The sequence below is a fragment of the Nocardia sp. GP40 genome (assembly GCF_050434125.1).
GTDB lineage: Bacteria > Actinomycetota > Actinomycetes > Mycobacteriales > Mycobacteriaceae > Nocardia > Nocardia albiluteola.
Genome location: NZ_JBNPVW010000014.1, coordinates 116,261 through 135,170 on the forward strand (window position 1 = coordinate 116,261; position 18,910 = coordinate 135,170).

At 68.7% G+C, this 18,910-nt stretch carries 18 protein-coding genes; 10 read left to right on the forward strand and 8 right to left on the reverse strand.

Annotation, left to right across the window (positions count from 1 at the left end; translation table 11 throughout):
- Nucleotides 1-281: 281 nt before the first annotated feature.
- Complete coding sequence (gene mshD, locus ABH933_RS34385; RefSeq protein WP_429423869.1) at nt 282-1,196, reverse strand: mycothiol synthase; 915 nt, start codon at nt 1,194-1,196, stop codon at nt 282-284.
- The gene (locus ABH933_RS34390; RefSeq protein ID WP_429423870.1) at nt 1,193-1,969 is read right to left on the reverse strand and encodes a winged helix-turn-helix transcriptional regulator; all 777 of its coding nucleotides are present in this window, start codon (nt 1,967-1,969) and stop codon (nt 1,193-1,195) included. The genes mshD and ABH933_RS34390 overlap by 4 nt, the downstream gene beginning before the upstream one ends.
- Nucleotides 1,970-2,182: 213 nt before the next feature.
- Between ABH933_RS34390 and ABH933_RS34395 the strand changes: the two genes are divergently transcribed.
- From ABH933_RS34395 to ABH933_RS34420, 6 genes are all read left to right on the forward strand, one after another.
- On the forward strand, nt 2,183-2,995 hold the full coding sequence (locus ABH933_RS34395; RefSeq protein WP_429423871.1) for an LmeA family phospholipid-binding protein: 813 nt from the start codon (nt 2,183-2,185) through the stop codon (nt 2,993-2,995).
- A complete protein-coding gene (locus tag ABH933_RS34400) occupies nt 2,992-3,450 on the forward strand; it encodes a thioredoxin family protein (protein ID WP_429423872.1) in 459 nt (152 codons plus the stop codon). The genes ABH933_RS34395 and ABH933_RS34400 overlap by 4 nt, the downstream gene beginning before the upstream one ends.
- Nucleotides 3,451-3,718: 268 nt before the next feature.
- A complete protein-coding gene (locus tag ABH933_RS34405) occupies nt 3,719-4,201 on the forward strand; it encodes a DUF4395 domain-containing protein (protein WP_429423873.1) in 483 nt (160 codons plus the stop codon).
- 46 nt (nt 4,202-4,247) lie between these two features.
- Nucleotides 4,248-5,081: a sulfurtransferase gene (locus ABH933_RS34410; protein WP_429423874.1), complete on the forward strand. Its 834-nt coding sequence runs from the start codon at nt 4,248-4,250 to the stop codon at nt 5,079-5,081.
- A gap of 5 nt (nt 5,082-5,086) precedes the next feature.
- Complete coding sequence (locus tag ABH933_RS34415) at nt 5,087-5,392, forward strand: DUF1416 domain-containing protein (protein WP_429423875.1); 306 nt, start codon at nt 5,087-5,089, stop codon at nt 5,390-5,392.
- 221 nt (nt 5,393-5,613) lie between these two features.
- Nucleotides 5,614-6,333 (forward strand): FABP family protein, encoded by a 720-nt coding sequence (locus tag ABH933_RS34420; RefSeq protein ID WP_429424054.1) that lies wholly within the window; start codon nt 5,614-5,616, stop codon nt 6,331-6,333.
- Between the two features lie 169 nt (nt 6,334-6,502).
- Here the strand turns inward: ABH933_RS34420 and ABH933_RS34425 are convergent, their stop codons facing one another.
- The 6 genes from ABH933_RS34425 to ABH933_RS34450 all read right to left on the reverse strand — a co-directional run bounded on the left by ABH933_RS34425 (nt 6,503) and on the right by ABH933_RS34450 (nt 15,187).
- Nucleotides 6,503-7,105 (reverse strand): Uma2 family endonuclease, encoded by a 603-nt coding sequence (locus ABH933_RS34425; RefSeq protein ID WP_429423876.1) that lies wholly within the window; start codon nt 7,103-7,105, stop codon nt 6,503-6,505.
- Between the two features lie 444 nt (nt 7,106-7,549).
- Nucleotides 7,550-9,343 (reverse strand): thiol reductant ABC exporter subunit CydC, encoded by a 1,794-nt coding sequence (gene cydC, locus ABH933_RS34430; RefSeq protein ID WP_429423877.1) that lies wholly within the window; start codon nt 9,341-9,343, stop codon nt 7,550-7,552.
- Nucleotides 9,340-11,643 carry an ABC transporter ATP-binding protein/permease gene (locus tag ABH933_RS34435; protein ID WP_429423878.1) on the reverse strand — a complete coding sequence of 768 codons (2,304 nt, stop codon included), beginning with the start codon at nt 11,641-11,643 and terminating at the stop codon, nt 9,340-9,342. Before ABH933_RS34435 ends, cydC begins: the two co-directional genes overlap by 4 nt.
- Before the next feature lie 3 nt (nt 11,644-11,646).
- Nucleotides 11,647-12,708, reverse strand: a complete 1,062-nt coding sequence (gene cydB / locus ABH933_RS34440; RefSeq protein WP_429423879.1) for a cytochrome d ubiquinol oxidase subunit II — start codon at nt 12,706-12,708, stop codon at nt 11,647-11,649.
- A gap of 11 nt (nt 12,709-12,719) precedes the next feature.
- A complete protein-coding gene (locus tag ABH933_RS34445; protein ID WP_429455204.1) occupies nt 12,720-14,165 on the reverse strand; it encodes a cytochrome ubiquinol oxidase subunit I in 1,446 nt (481 codons plus the stop codon).
- 113 nt (nt 14,166-14,278) lie between these two features.
- A complete protein-coding gene (locus tag ABH933_RS34450) occupies nt 14,279-15,187 on the reverse strand; it encodes an aminodeoxychorismate lyase (RefSeq protein ID WP_429423881.1) in 909 nt (302 codons plus the stop codon).
- A 176-nt stretch (nt 15,188-15,363) separates the two neighbouring features.
- Here ABH933_RS34450 and ABH933_RS34455 point away from each other — a divergent pair, with 176 nt between their 5' ends.
- The 4 genes from ABH933_RS34455 to ABH933_RS34470 all read left to right on the forward strand — a co-directional run bounded on the left by ABH933_RS34455 (nt 15,364) and on the right by ABH933_RS34470 (nt 18,668).
- Nucleotides 15,364-16,482, forward strand: coding sequence for a YgfZ/GcvT domain-containing protein (locus ABH933_RS34455; protein WP_429423882.1), 1,119 nt, complete (start codon nt 15,364-15,366; stop codon nt 16,480-16,482).
- Nucleotides 16,479-17,147, forward strand: a complete 669-nt coding sequence (locus tag ABH933_RS34460; RefSeq protein WP_429423883.1) for an MOSC domain-containing protein — start codon at nt 16,479-16,481, stop codon at nt 17,145-17,147. The genes ABH933_RS34455 and ABH933_RS34460 overlap by 4 nt, the downstream gene beginning before the upstream one ends.
- A 145-nt stretch (nt 17,148-17,292) precedes the next feature.
- Complete coding sequence (locus ABH933_RS34465) at nt 17,293-18,258, forward strand: asparaginase (RefSeq protein WP_429423884.1); 966 nt, start codon at nt 17,293-17,295, stop codon at nt 18,256-18,258.
- 173 nt (nt 18,259-18,431) lie between these two features.
- Nucleotides 18,432-18,668 (forward strand): DUF3073 domain-containing protein, encoded by a 237-nt coding sequence (locus ABH933_RS34470; RefSeq protein WP_429423885.1) that lies wholly within the window; start codon nt 18,432-18,434, stop codon nt 18,666-18,668.
- Nucleotides 18,669-18,910 lie beyond the last annotated feature (242 nt).

The following is an 18,910-nucleotide window of genomic DNA, read 5'->3' on the forward strand; positions in this document are numbered from 1 at the left end:
ATCACGCCATTCAAGTGTGACATTTGCCGCAGTGTAACCAGGCTCATGTGTGTCGAATCGCGGCGGCGATCCGAGTGCCCGTCCTCGTTGCTCCCGGGCCGGCGTCGTTCGGGAATCCACAGAGCTGATTCCCACCACGGATCGGGCGTAAACCCGTCACCCCGAATGTAATTCGTCTCACAACGCGGGCGTCGCTCGCCCGTCGTTCCCGGCCGTCGCCGCGGCGCGTGATCGGCCGGTATCTCATGATCGATTCCGCCGGGATATGCGGCGGAACGGCGTCAGCGGGCGGAGTAGGCCGCGTCGACGTGCGAGGTGCCGAAGCCGAGCCGGGTGTACGTGTGCACGGCGGCGGTGTTGTCCGCCTCGGTGTACAGCAGTACCTCGCCCAGGCCGCGATCGCGCAGGTAGTGCAGGCCCGCAAGGGTCAGCAGGCGGCCCAGCCCCCGGCCCTGGGCGGCCGGATCGATGGCGACCACGTAGACCTCGCCGACGACCGGATCCTCGTCGTCGTGCACCTTCGTCCAGTGGAATCCGAGCACGCGCGCCGGATCGGCCGGGTCGACCGCGATGAACAGCCCCTTCGGATCGAACCAGGAGGACTCCCGCCGCACCGCGATCTCGGCCTCGCCCCAGCCACCCTGTTCGGGATGCCAGTCGAAGGCAGCGTTGTTGACCCGCAACAGCTCCGCGTCGTCCGCGGGCCCGGCATAGGTGCGCACCGACAACCCCTCGGGCACCCCCAGCTCGGGTAACTCGGTATTCGCGAGCGGGCGTCTCATCTGCCACAACTCGCGCGCGACGCCCAGGCCCAGACGCCCGGCGACCGCGCGGGCGGCGGGCAGATTGCCGTGCGCCCACACCCGCGCCGCGGGGCCGCCCTCGGCCAGCGCCGCGGCGACCAGCGCCGCGCCGATGCCGCGGCCGCGATGCCGCGGATCCACCGCAACCTCGGCCATGGCCGGGTGTTCGGCATGTGCGGCAACGAGATTCGCATACCCGGCCACGGCGCCCTCGCGCATCGCCAGCCGATGCCGGGCCGCGCCGGGCGCGTCCAGGGACAACACGGCCTGCTCGGAAACCGGTGCCACGCCGTCGGTTTCGGTGGCGCGCTCGAGCAACTCGCGCACCTGCCGCGCGGCGTCTGCCGGCAGCTCGCCGGTCCATCCGGACAGCTCCGGACGATCCCCGGTCACGACTGCGACCCGTTGACGGGTGCCAGCTGCGAGTCGTCCGAACCGTCGGAGCTATCGGAGCCGTCGTCCGGGACGGCCGGGGCGGGCTCGCCCTTACCGCTGGACCGCGCCGGGCGCACCGCCTTGTAGCCGACATTACGGACGGTGCCGATCAGCGATTCGTACTCGCTGCCGAGCTTGGCGCGCAGCCGCCGCACGTGCACGTCGACCGTGCGGGTGCCGCCGAAGAAGTCGTACCCCCAGACCTCCTGCAGCAGCTGGGCGCGGGTGAACACCCGGCCCGCATGCTGCGCGAGATATTTGAGCAGCTCGAACTCCTTGTAGGTGAGGTCGAGCGGACGCCCGCGCAGCCGCGCGGTATAGGTGCCCTCGTCGATCACCAGCTCACCGAGGGTGATCTTGCCGGTGGTCTCGGGACTGGCCGCACCGCCCCTGCGGGCCACCAGCAGCCGCAGCCGGGCATCGAGCTCGGCGGGGCCGGTTCCGGGCAGCAGGATGTCGTCCAGGCCCCAATCGGCGTTGACGGCGACCAGACCGCCCTCGGTCAGCACCGCGACGACCGGCACCGAGGATCCCGTGCTGCCCAGCAGCCGGCACAGTCCGCGCGCGGCGGCCAGATCGGTACGCGCGTCCACCAACGCCACATCCGCCGAGCCCGCTTCGAGCAGGGAGGCGACCTCGGTGGGCGCCGGGCGGACATGATGGGGAAGCAGCGCCAGCGAGGGCAGGACCGACTCCGGATTCGAGTCGGAGGTCAGCAGGAGTAGCTCCACCGGCTCTCCTCCTAATCTGGCATGTCCGCGGCAACCCCGGTGTCCCTCGCGAGTACATGCTGGTTCGCACTGGTAATTCGTGCCTACATTAGCGCGTCCGGCGATGTGACCACGCATTCCGGGCGTCCGCCGCTCGCGTCGCGGTCAGACGCAATGCCCGCCGTGACCGCACACCCGGGATTGCCGGGGCGGCGGAACAGATATCGTGCCTACATGCGAAAGGTCGTAGTCGGACTGCTGCTGCTGGTGGCGGTGGCGGTGGTTGCCGACTTCACGGCCGCGGCGTACTCGGAGTACCGGGTCTCGCGGTCACTGCGGGCCGGCGGCGAGCTCAGCGCCGATCCGAGCGTGACCATCCACGGATTCCCGTTCGCGCTGCAGGCCTGGCACGGCGACTTCCGCAACGTCGAGATCACCGCGCGCGCGAACCGGCCCGACATCCCGGGCGAGATCCTCGTCACCGCGACCCTCAACGGCGTCCATCTGCCCGCGCACGCACTGATCGACGGGGAAACCGGCTCGGTGTCGGTCGACCGGGTCTCCGGACGGATGAGCATCGAACCGGTCGAGCTGGGCCGGTTGTTCGGCATTCCCGACCTGGACATGCGCGGTCCGCCCGCGGACAAGTCCGACGGCACCGGCGGCTCCGGCGGCTCGGGCGTGACCACGCAGGGCGCGCTGATCCTGTCCGGGACGATCCCGCTCGGTCCCGAACCGCGCAGCACCCAGCGGGTCAGCGTGAAGGCCGACCTGCGGCTCGAGGGCGATCAGATCCGCATCGTCGCGACCGATCTGTACCGGGGCGACGAGACCTCGCCCGCCTCGGTGCCCGCGCCGTGGAGCCCGGACCTGGACAAGGCCGCGGTACTGGTCCGCTTCACACGCACCATCGACACCCGGGATCTGCCGTTCGGCGTACACCCGACCAGCGTCAAGGCGCTGGGCGGCAATATCATCGTCGAGGGGGAGGGCGACGACATGACGATCGATATGGACAAGTTCGCTCAGCCGGTGATGCAGCAATGACACAAATCTTGATTCTCGTGGCGGTACTGGCCGCGGCCGCCGTCGTCGGGGTGCTTGTGCGCCGCCGCGAGGGCCGGGTCCGCACGACCGGGGCCGACACGGCGTCCGCGTCGGGGGATGCGGCACGCACCGCCCTGCTGGCCGCGGTCGGCGTCGGTGCCGACGCACCGGCGGTACTGCACTTCTCCGCCGAATGGTGCGGTCCGTGCGAGGCGGTGCGCCGCGTCGTGCAGGGCGTGGTCACCGATCTCGCGCAGGCGCAGACGCCGCCGCTGGACATCGAGATCGACATCGACGCCGAGCCCAGCCTGGCCCGCGAACTGAACGTGCTCTCGCTGCCGACGACGTTCGTCTTCGATGCCCGCGGCCGAGAGCGATTCCGGATCTCCGGGGTGCCCAAGAGCTCGGACCTGCGCAGCGCCGTAGCCCCGCTGACCCTGCAGGATGCTGCCTAACCGACCCGGTTTCGGACCCCGGGTCCTTTTTCCGCTCCGAACCGGGTAAACTGCTCTACGTGCAAACCCGCCGAGAGCTGATGCTCACCCGTCGCCGCACAGTTGATCTGTGCCGCCTCGGCGGCTGTTGCTGCCTGTGCATGTAGCCGGTCGGCCCTTAGCACACCTCTGTCGCCGACCGGTTGTCTTACCGCGTGATTGATCTCGTAGATCCCCGGTGATCTGACATATCCGACAGCTGGACGCATGCAGCGCAGGAGTTCCGCCCATGTCCCAATCCCTTGAAACACACACGCCCGCCCCCGGTCAGGTCGATGTCCGCGGTCCGCGTTTCGCGGCCTGGATCACCACGGGTGTGCTGGCCCTGGTCCTGGTCGTCTCCGCACTCTCGGTCCCGCTGGCCGCGGTGCTCGTCGCCGCGCAGGCGGTGGTCTTCGCCATCGGCGCCGCGGCCGGTCCGCGGCGCAGCCCGTACGGATTCCTGTACGCGCGATTCGCCGCCCCGCGCATCGGCCCGGCGTCGGAGGTCGAACCCGTCGCGCCGCTGCGGTTCGCCCAGCTCGTCGGCCTGATCTTCGCGGTGCTCAGCCTGCTCGGATTCGTCGCCGGAAGCACCGTCACGGGCGTGATCTTCGCCGCATTCGCGCTGTTCGCAGCGTTCCTCAACGCGGCCTTCGGCATCTGCCTGGGCTGCAAGATCTATCCCCTCGCGCTGCGGCTTCGGCCCGCCGCCACCCAATCCGCCCGATAGCCACCTACTACCCGCTAGCCCGGCAAGTCACATCGAAAGGAACAACATGGCTCGCTCCGATGTCCTGGTCTCCGCAGACTGGGTCGAAGAGAACCTCAACGCCCCCGGCATCGTCATCGTCGAGGTAGACGAGGACACCTCCGCCTACGACACGGGCCACATCGAGGGTGCCGTCAAGATCGACTGGAAGCAGGATCTGCAGGATCCGGTTCGACGTGACTTCGTCAACCGTGAGCAGTTCTCCGACCTGCTGTCGGCGCGCGGTATCTCCAATGACGACACCGTCGTCCTGTACGGCGGCAACAACAACTGGTTCGCCGCGTACGCGTACTGGTACTTCAAGCTGTACGGCCACCAGGACGTGCAGCTGCTCGACGGCGGCCGCAAGAAGTGGGAGCTCGATGGCCGCCCGCTCTCGCGCGACGCGGTCAGCCGCCCCGCCGCCAGCTACAAGGCCGGCGAGCAGGACCTGTCCATCCGTGCCTTCCGCGACGATGCGATCAACGCGATCGGCGTGAAGAACCTGGTCGACGTGCGTTCGCCCGACGAGTTCTCCGGCAAGATCCTGGCGCCCGCGCACCTGCCGCAGGAGCAGAGCCAGCGTCCCGGCCACATCCCCGGCGCGATCAACGTGCCGTGGAGCAAGGCCGCGAACGAGGACGGCACCTTCCGCACCGACGCCGAGCTGGCGGCGCTGTACAAGGATGCGGGCCTGGACGGGGAGAAGGAGACCATCGCCTACTGCCGCATCGGCGAGCGTTCCTCGCACACCTGGTTCGTGCTGCAGGAGCTGCTGGGCCACAAGAACGTCAAGAACTACGACGGTAGCTGGACCGAGTACGGCTCCCTCGTGGGAGCACCGATCGAGTTGGGAGCCTAATTCCTATGTGCGCAGCACCTACCCAGGGTCAGACCCTGCCCGCGAACGTCGACACCGAGAAGGAGACGGTCCTGACCGGCCGTGTCCTGGACGCCGATGGCAACCCCGTCGGTGGTGCGTTCGTCCGCCTGCTGGACTCCAGCGACGAGTTCACCGCCGAGGTCGTCGCCTCGGGCACCGGCGACTTCCGGTTCTTCGCCGCCCCCGGCGACTGGACCATCCGCGCGCTGTCCTCCTCGGGCAACGGCACCGCGAAGGTCAGCCCGGAGGGCGCGGGCATCCACAACGTGGACGTCACCGTCGCGAAGTAGCCTGACGGCCAACCTCATTGGTGGTTTGCCGCGAACGGCCCCGGAATCTCCGGGGCCGTTTTCGCGTCCCGGGCCCGGGTGGATAGACTCGCAGACGTGGTCGTTGCATTCGAGGTATTGCTGGTTCTCGTCGCCGTACTGATCGCGTGGTTCGGTCTGTACGTCCTCTACCGGCTCTTCACCGAGTCGTGAGTGGATCCGAGAACGTCGAGAACTCAACACTGAACGGCTCCGCGCCCGAGACGGCGTCCGCCACCGATAACGGCACCCCCGCCGGGGATGCCGCCGACGCGGTCCGTCACGAGGCCGACGATGCGGTGCGCCGCAGCGGAGACGCGGCCGTCGCCGAGGCCGCTGAGACGGCGAAGTCCACCGGCATCCGCAACATTCCCCAGCTCCCCGATCTGCCGCTGCCGCAGGACACCGCGAATCTGCGCCAGGGCCCGGACCTGAGTTCCTCGATGCTCGCGCTGCTGCCGCTGGTCGGCGTGTGGCGCGGCGAGGGCGAGGGCAACGACCCCGAGCACGGGGATTATCACTTCGGCCAGCAGATCATCGTCTCCCACGACGGCGGCGACTATCTGGCCTGGGAGTCGTGCTCCTGGAAGCTCGACACCGAGGGCGCCTACACCGGCCCGGACCTACGCGAGAGCGGCTTCTGGCGCGTCGGCATCGAGGGCGACGACGAGATCATCGAGCTTCTACTCACCCACAGCTCCGGCATCGTGGAACTCTTCTACGGCCAGGCGCTGACCCAGTCCTCCTGGGAACTGGCCACCGATGTGGTCATCCGCAGCCAATCCGGCGCGGTCGTCGGCGGGGCGAAGCGCCTGTACGGGATTGTCGAGGGCGGAGACCTCGGCTACGTCGAGGAGCGCGTCGTCGCCGACGGCAGCCTCGAACCGCGCCTGTCTGCCCGCCTCCAGCGCTACATCGGCTGAGCGGCGCAGGCCGAGTCTCGGCTAGCCGGACGGAAGTCCGTGACTATGGATGAACCGCTCGGCGAAGGGAGAGGCCGACCCTCACCCTCGACCAGGTTCGTGTGAACAAGCCGCTACAGTCCCAAGACTCCCTCGAGTTCCGCCTCCAGTACGAGCGACCAAGCGGAACTCAGCCGCGCTCCGGACTCAGATTTAGATCGATGTCGACCGGGAATGGGACTGCGAGCTTCAACCGATCGTGAAAGATCCCCAATAAGCCGTAGCAATTCGTCGCGGGATCGAGTTCATACGCATAAACCACGGGTGCGTGGCCGTTACGTTCGACCCGCCAGTAGTGCTGAATCTCAGCCTTCCCGTACTTCGCGGGCTTGGTCTCGCGGTCTCGCTCCTCCGAGTCCTTCGAGACCACTTCGACCGCAAGAATTACGTCCTCGGCAAAGTAGTAGCTGTCGGGCTCTCCTCGATCGAGTGCCTCTGCGGTGACGACAAGAACGTCCGGCTCCGGCATCTGCCGCACCCCGAGTTTGACCGCCATCTCACGATCAGCCCGCATGTTCTCGGGGGCCTGAAGGTCGAGCTCGCGCCGGAGATGATCGATCACCTTCCTGTGCCACTTGACCTGCGGGCTCACGAAGATCAGACTCCCGTCGATCAGTTCGGTGTGGCGTGGAAGATTGCGCAGCTGCAGGAACGCGTCGACGGTGAACCCGCCGGGTGGCGGGATCACCCAGTCGGGCACCGGATCGAGATCGGGTACCGGCTCAGCGCTCATACCCACAGCCTAACCCCTCCGCGAAAACGGCTCACCGACAAAAGGAACGACCCCCGAGTCGTATCGCGGACTGCAACAATCTCGCGATCCCGGTCGGACAGGCCGGGGACTCGGGGGCCGGGTGGCTGCCTGGGATTCGCCGCGCGCTCGCGCGGACGGGTTACCCGTCGCAGCGGTGGCGCTTAGCTGACAGCCACCTCACGTGTCCTTTGAATACTCATATTCTTGAACCACCTCCTTCCCGTGTACGTCCAACTTAACGGGGGTTACGGCCGGTCGGCAACGTATTTTCGCGTGGGGCGAAATTGCAGGTCACGGTCGGTCCGCGCGCTCGGCCGGTGCTGACCGTGGCGCGGGCCGCCGGCGACTCGTGCACTCGGCAGGTCCCGGTGGTGCGGGCATGCTGGTGCGAACCGCACCCGGCCGCGCGGCGCGCGCCTACGGCTATCGGGCGACGGCCGAAGGTTGCATCTGGACCCGGCCGTCCGCGCCGACGCGAACGACGGTGTCGGCGTGATGATCCGGGGGCAGCTGATGGGTGACGACGACGACCGCGCGGTCGGGGGCGACGAGGCCGCTGCGCTCGTCGAGGAGGGCACGCAGGAGGTCCGCGCCGGCGGCGGCCTCCATGTGCTCGGTGGGCTCGTCCAGCAGGAGCACGCGCGCCGGGGAGATCAGGGCGCGGGCGAGCAGGAGGCGGCGGCGCTGGCCGCCCGATACCGCCGCCGCGCCGCCGACCAGGTCGGTATCCAGGCCCTCGGGAAGCGAGTCCAGCCAGCCGCCCGCACCCACCGCGCGCAGAGCCTCGCCGGCCTCCGCCACGGTCAGATCGCCGCGGGCCACCCGCAGGTTCTCCAGCACCGTGGTGCCGAACAGATGGGCGTCCTCGGCGAAGAAGGTGATCCCCGGGCGCGGGGTGTCGAACAGGCCCGCCCAGGACATGAGCAGGGTGGTCTTGCCCGCGCCGCTCGGACCGACGACGGCGATGCGCCGCCCGGACGGCAGGCCAGGCAGTGTGCGCCGATTATCCTGTGCGACAACCTGTTCGGAAAAATCACGCGCTGCCCTGCCCGCCCCGGCCGAGCGTCGTCTCGGCCGATCCGGCTCCGCCGGCCGATGCTCCGGCAGCGCCCGAGCCGGCACGCGCGCCCGAGCCGACCGCGCCGTAGGCTGATCCGGCTCCTCGCCGCCCTCGGCGAGAGCGATGCGATGCAGGGCGGCACGGCCCTTGGTGAGGGCCTGGGCGGCGGCGGGAAGCACCGCCACCGCCTCGAATGCCGATAGGGGCAGGAGCACCAGCACGGCCAGGGCCATGGGCGTCAGGGCGCCGGGCGGTACGGTCTGGAGCGATCCGGCGGGGGCGAATGCGGCCGGGCCGGGGCCGCCGTACAGCAGGATTCCGATGAGGAGCGCGCCCAGGACGCTGGCGCCGATGGAGAGAGGGGTCGCCGCGGCCGCCCAGGCGCTGTGGGAGGCGGCCCGGTCCTCGGCGGCGACCGCGCGGCGGCTCGCAGCCGACGCGGCCGCGAGCGCGTCGTCCAGGCGCCCGGCGACGCGGAGTTCGGGGGCATGATCGAGCACGGTCACCGCGGCGGCGGTGAATTCGGCGCGGTCGGCGCGCACCGCCAGCTCGGCCTCGCGCGCCGCACGCGCGGACAGCCAGGGCGCGAGAACTCCGGCGACGGCCAGGGCGACGGCGAGAACCGCTGCGGCGCCGAGGGATATGGTCGCCAGCACCGCGACCGCCGCGACGGACAGGATCACCGCGACCGCGATCGGAACCAGCGCCCGGACGACGACAGCGCCGAGATCGTCGATATCGGTACCGATTCGGGTCAGCAGCTCGCCGCGCCGCAACCGCGTCGGATCATCCTGTGCGGCACCGTATTCGGCCCCGGTGTCGCGGCGTGGGGTCCAGATATCGGCCCACGCCAGCCTCGTGTACACCTCGGTGCGCGCGGTGGTCATAGCCCGCAGCGCCACATCATGGGTGGCCAACCGCTCCAGATACCGGCACAACCCCCGCGAAATCCCCAGCGCCCGAACGGTAACCACGGCCACGCTGAGATCCAGCACCGGCGGCATCTGCCACGCCCGCGCAATCAGCCATGCCGCCAGCCCCGCCAGCGCGAGCCCGCTTCCCAGCGCCAGCGTCCCCCACCCGATCGACACCGTCACCCGCCACCGCGACAGCCCCAGCAACTCCCGCATCCGCCGGAAATCGGTCCACACGCTCATCGCAGCACCACACCTGTCTCGATGCCCGCCCGTTGCCCGGAATCCACCGCACGCTCGCCTACGGAATCACCGCCGTCTTCGTCACCGAATCCCTTGGGGCTCAGGTCGAATCTCGCCGCCGGGGCGCCTCGCTCCTCGGGGGTACGCCTCAGTTCCGATCGACCATCACCCGCAGTGCCGGAGTCGAGAACACCACGGCGCACCGGCTCTGCCTCATTCGAGTCCGCAGCGGCGGTGGCGAGTTCACACTCGTCGGGACTCGCCTCGGCACCAACGACTTCACCGCTTTCCCCGACGATGTCCGATACGGCAGCCGGAGTCGGAGTTCCGCCGACGGGCCGTCCGTCGACCGACTCCTCCTTCGAGGCACGAACCTCGACGATGTGGTCGGCGATGGCCAGGATGTCGGGGCGGTGGGCTACGACCACGACGGTGGCTCCCGCTCGCGCTCGGGCGGTCAGGGCCTCGAGAACCGTGGTGGCGCTGGCGTCGTCGAGGTGGGCGGTGGGTTCGTCCGCCAGGAGGATCTTGCGGTCCGCAGCCAGGAGGCGGGTCAGGGCCAGGCGCTGGCGCTGGCCGAGGGACAGGCCGATGCCGCCCGTGCCGACGACGGTGTCCCATCGTTCGGGGAGCTCGTTCAGGACGATATCGAATCCGGTTGCGGCACACGCGGCGTCCAGAGCGGCCGATCCGGAAACGGCCGATTCCACGCGCACGCCGAACAGTTCGAGGTTCTCGCGCAGTGTTCCGGGCAGCAGCACGGGCCGCTGGGGCAACCATGCGACGTGGGCCCACCAACGTTCGGGATCCAGTACGGGAACCAGGTTCCCGTCCACCGTGACGACACCCTCGTCGGGGGTCATGAGCCCCAGGATCGCCTGCAGAGCAGTAGATTTACCGCACCCGTTCGGACCTGCCAGCACGGTCACCGCACCGGGCCGCAGGACCGCCGACAGATCCGAGGGCGCATAACCGTCCCGGGCTCGCACGCTCAGCCCGCGCATCTCGACAACACCACGTAGATCCGCGATTTCACGGGTACCCGGGGCGCGAACACCGGACGGCTCATCGGATTCGAGTACCGCAAAGGCCTTTTCGGCGGCCGCCATGCCGTCCTGTGCCGCATGGAACCGCTCCCCCACCGCACGCAGCGGCAGATATACCTCCGGCGCCAGGATCAGTCCGAGCAGGCCCGCATACAAGCCCATGTGCCCGAACACGAGTCGCATCCCGATGGATACAGCGACCAGCGCCACACACAACGTCGCCAGCAATTCCAGCACCATCGACGACAGGAAGGCCACCCGCAGTGTCGCCATCGTCCGCCGATGCAGCGCCTCCCCCAACTCCCTGACCCGATGCCCCATCGTCGGCCCAGCGCTGCCCCGCTTCCCCCGACCGGCCACGGACCTGCCGATCCCGTCCGGATCCGTACCGGCCCCGGCCGATTCGTCCTCGGCGCCTGCCTCACACGCCGCGGCCCGCTCGACAGAGTCGCTCTCGACCGAGTTCTCTGCGACGCCCGCGCGTGCCGTGCTGAGGGCAGAGGAAGACCGGGCCGATTCACTCTCGCCAACGGTCGAATCGCCGTCAGCATCCCCGAGGACGCCCCGGGGCCGGACCGAACCCGATGCGGCACCGGCGGTTTCCCGGCCGAGGGCACGCAATGTGGGCATCCCGGCGAAGAGATCCAGGAGCTGATCCGACAGGCGGGTGGTGGCCTCCAGAGCCACGTCCGCACGGCCCTGGGTCATGCGTCCGATCAGGATCATGAACACCGGGATCAGCGGCAGGGTCACCAGTATGATGACCCCGGATGTCAGGTCGTGAATCGCGATGACCGCCAGCACGATCGGCGGTGTCAGGGCCGCGAGCAGCAGCACCGGAAGGTATCCCGTGAGGTACGCCCGCAGCCCGCTCAGGGCATTGCCGACCACCACCGCCAATTCCATGCGGCGCGAATCCAGTTCGCGGGGCGCGAGCTCGGCGCCGGCGATCAGCACCGACTCCTCGAGCTCGGCCACGACCTGCGCACCCGCCCGATGCGCCAGCCGCGACTGCCACCACGTCGCCACCCCCCGGCATCCCACCGCCACCGCGAAGATCACCAGCTCGGCGGTCCAGGACCCGACGGTGCGGCGGCCCGGATCGGTGATCACCCCCGCCACCACCCGCGCCAGCGCCAGTGCCGCCACCACGATGCATCCCGTCGTCACCAGCGAAAGTCCCACGCTGACAACGAGATACCGGCGCGCGGAGCGAGCGTGGCGCCACAGGCGCGGGTCGACGGGTCCGGCCATGGCTCAGTTCGCTGTGCTCTGTAGCGGCAGCCCGATGGCCGGCGGGATCTGCTCGACGGTCAGCCGCTTGCGGAACACCCAGTAGGTCCAGCCCTGGTAGAGCAGCACGACCGGGGTCACGATGACCGCACACCAGCTCATCACCATGAGCGTGTAATGCGTCGAGGACGCGGCGACGGTGGCGTGGCCGTCGACGATGCGGCCGTCCACACTCAGCCCGAGGGCCGGGTCGATCGAGGAGGGCAGCACGTACGGGAACAGCGACCCGAACAGCAGCGCCACGGCCGCCACGATGGTGAGCGCGGTTCCGGTGAAGGCCCACCCGTCCCGGCCGGCGAACACCGACGCGCCCGCCAGCACCAGCCCGAGCACCGCGAGCGCCAGCAGAATCCAGGTCCAGCCCTTTCCGTGCGCGAGCTGGGTCCAGATTCCGAAGGCGGCCACCACGATCACCGTCGGCGCGAACAGCACCCGCGCGATCCGATGCGCGGCCTCGCGCACCTCGCCACCGGCCTTGAGCCCGATGAACAGCGCACCGTGCAGCAGGAACAGCAGCGCGGTCGTCAGCGCCCCGAGCAGCGCGTACGGACCGAGCAGATCCAGCAGGTTGCCGGCGATCTGCTTGTGCGCGTTGAGTTTCACGCCGTGCACGATGTTGGCGAAGGCCAGCCCCCAGGCGAGGGCGGGCACCCAGGATCCGAAGCCGATCGCGATATCGCAGGCGCGGCGCCAGCGCGGATCGTCGATCTTGCTGCGGTATTCGATGCCCACGATCCGCACGATCAGGGCCACCAGGATCAGCAGCAATGCCAGATAGAAGCCGGAGAACAGGCTGGCATACCACTCGGGGAACGCCGCGAACAGCGCGCCGCCCGCGGTGATCACCCACACCTCGTTGCCGTCCCAGACGGGTCCGATGGTGTTGAGCACCACCCGCTTTCGGACTTCGGACCCCTTGCCGATGATCGGCATGAGCATGCCGACGCCGAAGTCGAAGCCCTCCAGCACGAAATAGCCGATGAACAACACCGCGATGAGCAGGAACCAGAATTCGGGCAGACTCATGCCGGTCTCCTCTAGTAGGCGAACGAAAGCTTCTCGACGGCAACGTCTTGCGCACCGGCGGCCGACGGGGCCTCCTCCGGTCCCGCGATCACATAACGCCGCTGCAGGTAGAACCACACCACCGCGAGCGCGCCGTACAGCAGCGTGAAGACGATCAGGGAGGTGAGCACGGTGCCCGCGGTGTTCCCGGATACCGCCTGCTGCACCGTCATCCGGATGTTCGGGTCACCGGTCGGGTTGGGCGCCACGACCCAGGGCTGGCGTCCCATCTCGGTGAACACCCACCCGGCGCTGTTGCCCAGGAACGGCGTCGGAATGCAGAGCAGGCTCAGCCACTTGAACCAGTTCTGCGCGGGCACCCGCCCGCGCCGGGTCATCCACAGCCCGATCAGTGCGATCGCCGCCGATCCGGCCGCCCAGGTGATCATGGCGCGGAAGGTCCAGTAGGTGACGAACAGATTCGGCCGGTAGTCGCCGGGCCCATACTTCTGGTTGTCGCTGACCTGCAGATCCTGGACACCCTGCAGCGTCACGCCGCTGATCTTGTCCTCGGCCAGGATCGGAAGCACATACGGCACCTCGAGCACGTGTGTGACGCTGTCGCAGTTGTTGTGCGTTCCGGTGGTCAGGATCGAGAAGTCCGGATCGGTCTGGGTGTGGCACAGCGATTCCGCCGACGCCATCTTCATCGGCTGCTGCTTGAACATCAGCTTGCCCTGCGTGTCGCCGGTGATCACCAGCACGATGCCCGAGATGATGATCACCCACATGCCCAGGCGCGCCACGGGACGCCACATCTCGCGCGCGATATCGATGTTGCCCCTGTGGGATTCGCGCACCATCCACCAGCCGCCGATCCCGGCCACGAAGGTCGCGGCGGTCAGGAACGATCCCGCGACCACGTGCGGAAATGCCGCCAGCGCGGTGTTGTTGGTGAGCAGCTGCCAGATGCTGTGCAGCTCGGCGCGTTTGGTCACGGGGTTGTAGACCGCGCCGGTCGGATGCTGCATGAACGAGTTGGCGGCGATGATGAAGAACGCGGAGGCATTCACCCCGATCGCGACCAGCCAGATGGTGGCCAGGTGCACCAGCTTGGGCAGCCGAGTCCAGCCGAAGATCCACAGCCCCAGGAACGTCGACTCCATGAAGAAGGCGACCAGGCCCTCCATAGCCAGCGGTGCGCCGAAGACGTCCCCGACGAAGCGGGAGTATTCGCTCCAGTTCATGCCGAACTGGAATTCCTGCACAATGCCCGTCGCGACACCGAGCGCGAAGTTGATCATGAACAGCTTGCCGAAGAACTTCGTCAGCCGATACCAGTGGTCCTTCCCCGTCACCACCCACGTCGTCTGCATGATGGCCACCAGCGGGGCAAGGCCGATCGTGAGCGGCACGAAGATGAAGTGGTACACCGTGGTGATACCGAACTGCCATCGCGATATGTCGACAACGTTCATCCGACCTCCTGCCCTACTACGACATGTCGTAGTAAAGGCTACGCCGGATACCCTCGTGGACAACGAGTCCTACGTCACGACACTCCGGCGCAAATTGCCGGACGCTAGCTACCTCACCAGTCCGACTGACTCCACGGCCGCGCGATACCCCGGTTGACCAGCTCGACGATCTCCGGCGCGCAGTCCGGCGCCGAGCACCGCAGTCCGTCCAGGGAGGACACCCGCGCCGCGAGCGTGATGCTCGACAGCAGCCAGACGCTGTCCGCGGTAATGAGATCCGCGGTGAAGAACGACTTGTACTGACACTCCCAGCCGGCGCGCTCGGCCTCGGCGAACAGGGCACGCTGGGTGATGCCCGGCAGCACGCCGTTGCGCGCGGGCGGGGTGAGAAGCTGCTTGTCGCGCTGAATGACCACCGTCGAGCGCGGCCCCTCCAGTACTCGATGCTCGGTGCTGGTGAAGATCACGTCGTCGGCGTTCTGCCGCGCGGCGAAACGCAGCGCCGACATGTTCGTCGCGTAGGACAGGGTCTTGGCGCCCAGCAGCAGCCAGGGCGCGTTCTGGGCCAGCTCCACGGAGATCCCGCGCGGCAGAGTGATCACCGAAATGCCCTCGGCGCGAGCCTTGTTCACCCGCTCGGCCACGGCCGAGACGAGCACGTACGCGGTGGATTCGGGGGCATCGGACAGCGGACCCGAGGTGACGCGGGAGGTGCTGGCGCCCTCGCGGCCGCGGGTCAGCACCGTGCGCAGCTGACCCTCGCGCTCGGTGCCCCACTCCTTGGCCGCGATCTCGATCGCGCTGCGCCACCGCGCCAGATTGGGTTCGGGTAGATCCAGCGCCTGCGCCGAGCGCCGCAGCCGTGCGAGATGCAATTCGAGCGCGCAGGCCTTGCCCTCGCGCACCAGAATCGTTTCGAAGACGCCGTCGCCGCGTAAGGCGCCGATGTCGTCCGCAGAGAGCAACGGCGCGTCCGGGTCCCGGACCGTGCCGTCGAGTGTCACCAGAACTCGATCCACCATGCGCAGAAGCCTAAGCGACCAGACCGTTCTCCGGGGGGAGACCGAACCTGCCGTCCGGTACCGGCCCCTCATTCCGACCCATGGATAGTCAATCGGAACAATCCAGCAAATATGCTCGTCGAATCCCCGATGGCCGCGGCCGGAGGCGGAGATTTCGTTCGCCTATCCTGGATAACGTGTCCGTGGATCTCCCGCCCAGTCCGCTGTTGACCTTCCCGGGTGCCGTCGCGGGCCCGCCGGGGACCCCCGATGCGGCCGTGGCCTGGCATTACGGCGATCCGTTCGGCGAGCAGCGCGCCGCGATGCAGGGTGCGACTGTGATCGATCGCTCCCATCGGTTCGTGCTGTCCATCACCGGCGCCGAGCGGCTGACCTGGCTGCATACCATCTCCAGCCAGCACATCGCCGAGCTACGCGACGGCGAATCCGCGGAGAATCTCGACCTGGACCTCAACGGTCGCGTCCAGCACCATTTCGTGCTCACCGATCTGGAGGGCACGCTGTGGATCGACACCGAGGGCGAGCGCGGGCAGGCGCTGCTGGACTATCTGGCGAAGATGGTCTTCTGGTCCGACGCCAAGCCCGAGGCCGCGCCGGATCACGCGCTGCTGACGCTGCTCGGCCCGCGTGTCGCCGAGCTGACCGCGGCACTGGGCATCGAGGAGCTGCCGCGCGAGACATACGCCGCGGTGGCGCTGCCCGGCGGCGGATTCCTGCGCCGGATGCCCTGGCCCACGGCCGACAGTTTCGACCTGCTCGTGCCCCGCGCCGAGCTGTCCGCCTATTGGTCGCGATTGACCTCGGCGGGAGCGAGTCCGGCCGGGCTCTGGGCGTTCGAGGCGCTGCGGGTGGCGGCGTTGCGGCCGCGCATCGGCATGGACACCGACGATCGCACCATTCCGCATGAGGCCCGGTGGATCGGCGGCATCACCGAACACGGCGCGGTCCACCTGGACAAGGGGTGCTACCGCGGCCAGGAAACCGTTGCCCGCGTGCACAACCTCGGCAAGCCCCCGCGACACCTGGTCCTGCTGCACCTGGACGGTTCCGCCGACTCCCGCCCCGCCGTCGGCGATCCGGTGACCGCGGGCGGCCGCGCCGTCGGACGCCTCGGCACCGTCGTCGACCACTACGAGCTGGGGCCGATCGCACTCGCGCTGGTCAAACGCAGCATCCCGGTCGATACGCAGCTCGAGGCGGGTCCGATGGCCGCGGCCATCGACCCGGACACCTTCCCCGCCGACGACGCACCGCAAGCCGGCCGCCTGGCCGTGGACCGGCTGCGCGGCCGATGAAAACATCTGTCCGGACCGGACGGGTGCTCGCGGTCTGCATCGTGCACGCGGAGATCGACCTGCCGCTGAAGATCGGCCGGGCCGGCCGCACGGCCATCGACAAGCGGCCGGTGGCGGGCCGGATCGCGGTGGGCGCGCTCGGATTCGACGGCGACCACGTCTGCGACACCGTCAATCACGGCGGCGTCCATCAGGCGGTCTACGCGTATGCGCAGGAGGATGCGGCGCGCTGGGGCGACGAACTGGGGCGCACCCTCGATGCGGGCTGGTTCGGGGAGAATCTGCGCATCGCGGGACTGCCCGTGAGCAACGCGGTCATCGGCGAGCGCTGGCGGATCGGCGACACCGTGCTCGAGGTGTCCGCACCCCGGGTGCCGTGCGCGACATTTCAGCACCACAGCGGCGAACCGCACTGGGTCAAGCGATTCACCCAGCAGTCCGATACCGGCGCCTACCTGCGAGTGCTGTCCGAGGGAACGATCGGCGCCGGCGACGAGGTGCGCGTCGACCACGTGCCCGCGCACGGCGTGACGGTGCGCGAGCTGTTCACCGGCGCGGCCCCGGACCGGCTGGCGCTGCTGCTGGCACAGGAGCCGACCGTCTCCGACGACGTCCGCATGCAGGTCGATCGCCACGCGCGGCGGACGAAGAGTGTCCGGTCGTGATGGCTCCGATGCGCGGTCTGCGGCCGTCGACGGACGGCGTGGGCTACCCACAGGGTCGAGAGGCCCGGCGTGACGGGCGCGACACGGGGTACACGACGGACGATCCGGTAATTGTGCACACAGACCGAATGGAAAGGGGCGCAGCGTGAGTGTGGATCTGGTCGAGGTGGTGCGCTCGGGATTTCGCGAGTGCGTGCATCGCGGATCGGTGGTGATCCTGGATAGCAACGGCGATCCGGAGGTCACCCTCGGCGAGGTGCATCTGCCGATCTTCCCGCGCTCGACCAACAAGCCGATGCAGGCGATCACCCTGCTACGCAACGGTTTCGAACCGATCGACGACACCGAGCTGGCCATCGCGACCGCCTCGCACTTCGGCGAACCGGACCACATCGCGCTGGTCCAGCGGCTGCTGGACCGCACGGGATTCGACGAGACGCAGCTCGAATGCCCGCCCGACCTGCCCTCGGACGAGCGGGCCCGGGCCGACGTGCTGGCCGGGAAGACCCGCGCCGAGGCCGCCCGCCGCATCTACATGAACTGCTCGGGCAAACACGCCGCCATGCTCGCCACCTGCGCGATCAACGACTGGCCCACCGTCGGCTACCTGGATGCGGCGCACCCGCTGCAGCGCGCGGTGTCCGCGACGATCGCCGACATCACCGGGGAGCCCGAGACAGACCTGGGCATCGACGGCTGCGGCCTGCCGATCGTGCCCGTCTCGCTGGTGAATCTGGCCCGCGCGTACGCGGCGATGGCGACCGGCGACCCGGGCACCCCGGAGCGGCGCGTGGCCGACGCCATTCGCGCCCATCCGCGAGTGATTTCCGGCACGGACGGTCCCGACCTGCTGACCATGCGGGCGACCCCCGGACTGGTCTGCAAGATCGGCGCGGACGGCGTGCACGCGGGCGCGCTGCCCGACGGACGCGCCTTCGCGTACAAGATCGATGACGGTCACGACCGCGCCCGCATGCCCCTGACGCAGGCAATTCTGCGGCGCATGGGCGTCGAGTGGACCGACGCGCACGCGGATCTCGGTACCCCCGCGGTACTGGGTGGCGGAGCCCGGGTCGGCGTCATCCGCGCTATCCCCGGTTTACTCGGATAACCGCCGGTCGGAAGGCGACAACCCGGCAAACGTCACTACTTCGCCAGTCTTCGCCCACTCCTGGAAGCGCGACCGCCTGACACACGCTAAAGTGTCTGTCAGGAAGAGTATTAATTCGAACGGGGCCGCCAAACCACCCCAGGCCGCTCCGCAGTGACGTGAGGGGGTCAGCCATGGGCCGTGGCCGGGCTAAGGCAAAGCAGACCAAGGTTGCACGCGAGCTGAAGTACAGCTCGCCGTCAACCGACTTCACGAGCCTTCAGCGCGAGCTGTCAGGACCGTCCCACAGTCTGTCGGGACCGTCCCACAACTCGCAGCGCGGTGACGTGCTGTCCGACGAGCACGACGGCGACGATTCGCTGTCGCGCTGGGACGACAAGGACGACGACTACGACAACTGGCGCCACTGACCCGATCGACGTGTGAAGGGGGAGGCCTGCGCGGCCTCCCCCTTCACACGTCGGTGAAGAAAGTCAGGACCGGTCGATGGTTCGCATCACCAGCTGAGGGCTTGCCGCATCGACGTCCCGCCTCTCCTCGGACGGGACCTCGATGTGTTTGTGCTGTCCGTAGGTTCGATACCTGATTCACGCACAGCACCCTGATACGCCGAACGGCGCCCGCACCCGTTTCCAGGGTGCGGGCGCCGTTT

Bases quoted from the DNA above. Each gene is read 5' to 3' on its own strand.
- ABH933_RS34395 (WP_429423871.1), top strand. From the start codon at position 2,183: ATGCGAAAGGTCGTAGTCGGACTGCTGCTGCTGGTGGCGGTGGCGGTG.
- ABH933_RS34400 (WP_429423872.1), top strand. From the start codon at position 2,992: ATGACACAAATCTTGATTCTCGTGGCGGTACTGGCCGCGGCCGCCGTC.
- ABH933_RS34405 (WP_429423873.1), top strand. From the start codon at position 3,719: ATGTCCCAATCCCTTGAAACACACACGCCCGCCCCCGGTCAGGTCGAT.
- ABH933_RS34410 (WP_429423874.1), top strand. From the start codon at position 4,248: ATGGCTCGCTCCGATGTCCTGGTCTCCGCAGACTGGGTCGAAGAGAAC.
- ABH933_RS34415 (WP_429423875.1), top strand. From the start codon at position 5,087: ATGTGCGCAGCACCTACCCAGGGTCAGACCCTGCCCGCGAACGTCGAC.
- ABH933_RS34425 (WP_429423876.1), bottom strand. From the start codon at position 7,105: ATGAGCGCTGAGCCGGTACCCGATCTCGATCCGGTGCCCGACTGGGTG.
- cydC (WP_429423877.1), bottom strand. From the start codon at position 9,343: ATGAGCGTGTGGACCGATTTCCGGCGGATGCGGGAGTTGCTGGGGCTG.
- ABH933_RS34435 (WP_429423878.1), bottom strand. From the start codon at position 11,643: ATGGCCGGACCCGTCGACCCGCGCCTGTGGCGCCACGCTCGCTCCGCG.
- cydB (WP_429423879.1), bottom strand. From the start codon at position 12,708: ATGAGTCTGCCCGAATTCTGGTTCCTGCTCATCGCGGTGTTGTTCATC.
- ABH933_RS34445 (WP_429455204.1), bottom strand. From the start codon at position 14,165: ATGAACGTTGTCGACATATCGCGATGGCAGTTCGGTATCACCACGGTG.
- ABH933_RS34450 (WP_429423881.1), bottom strand. From the start codon at position 15,187: ATGGTGGATCGAGTTCTGGTGACACTCGACGGCACGGTCCGGGACCCG.
- ABH933_RS34460 (WP_429423883.1), top strand. From the start codon at position 16,479: ATGAAAACATCTGTCCGGACCGGACGGGTGCTCGCGGTCTGCATCGTG.
- ABH933_RS34470 (WP_429423885.1), top strand. From the start codon at position 18,432: ATGGGCCGTGGCCGGGCTAAGGCAAAGCAGACCAAGGTTGCACGCGAG.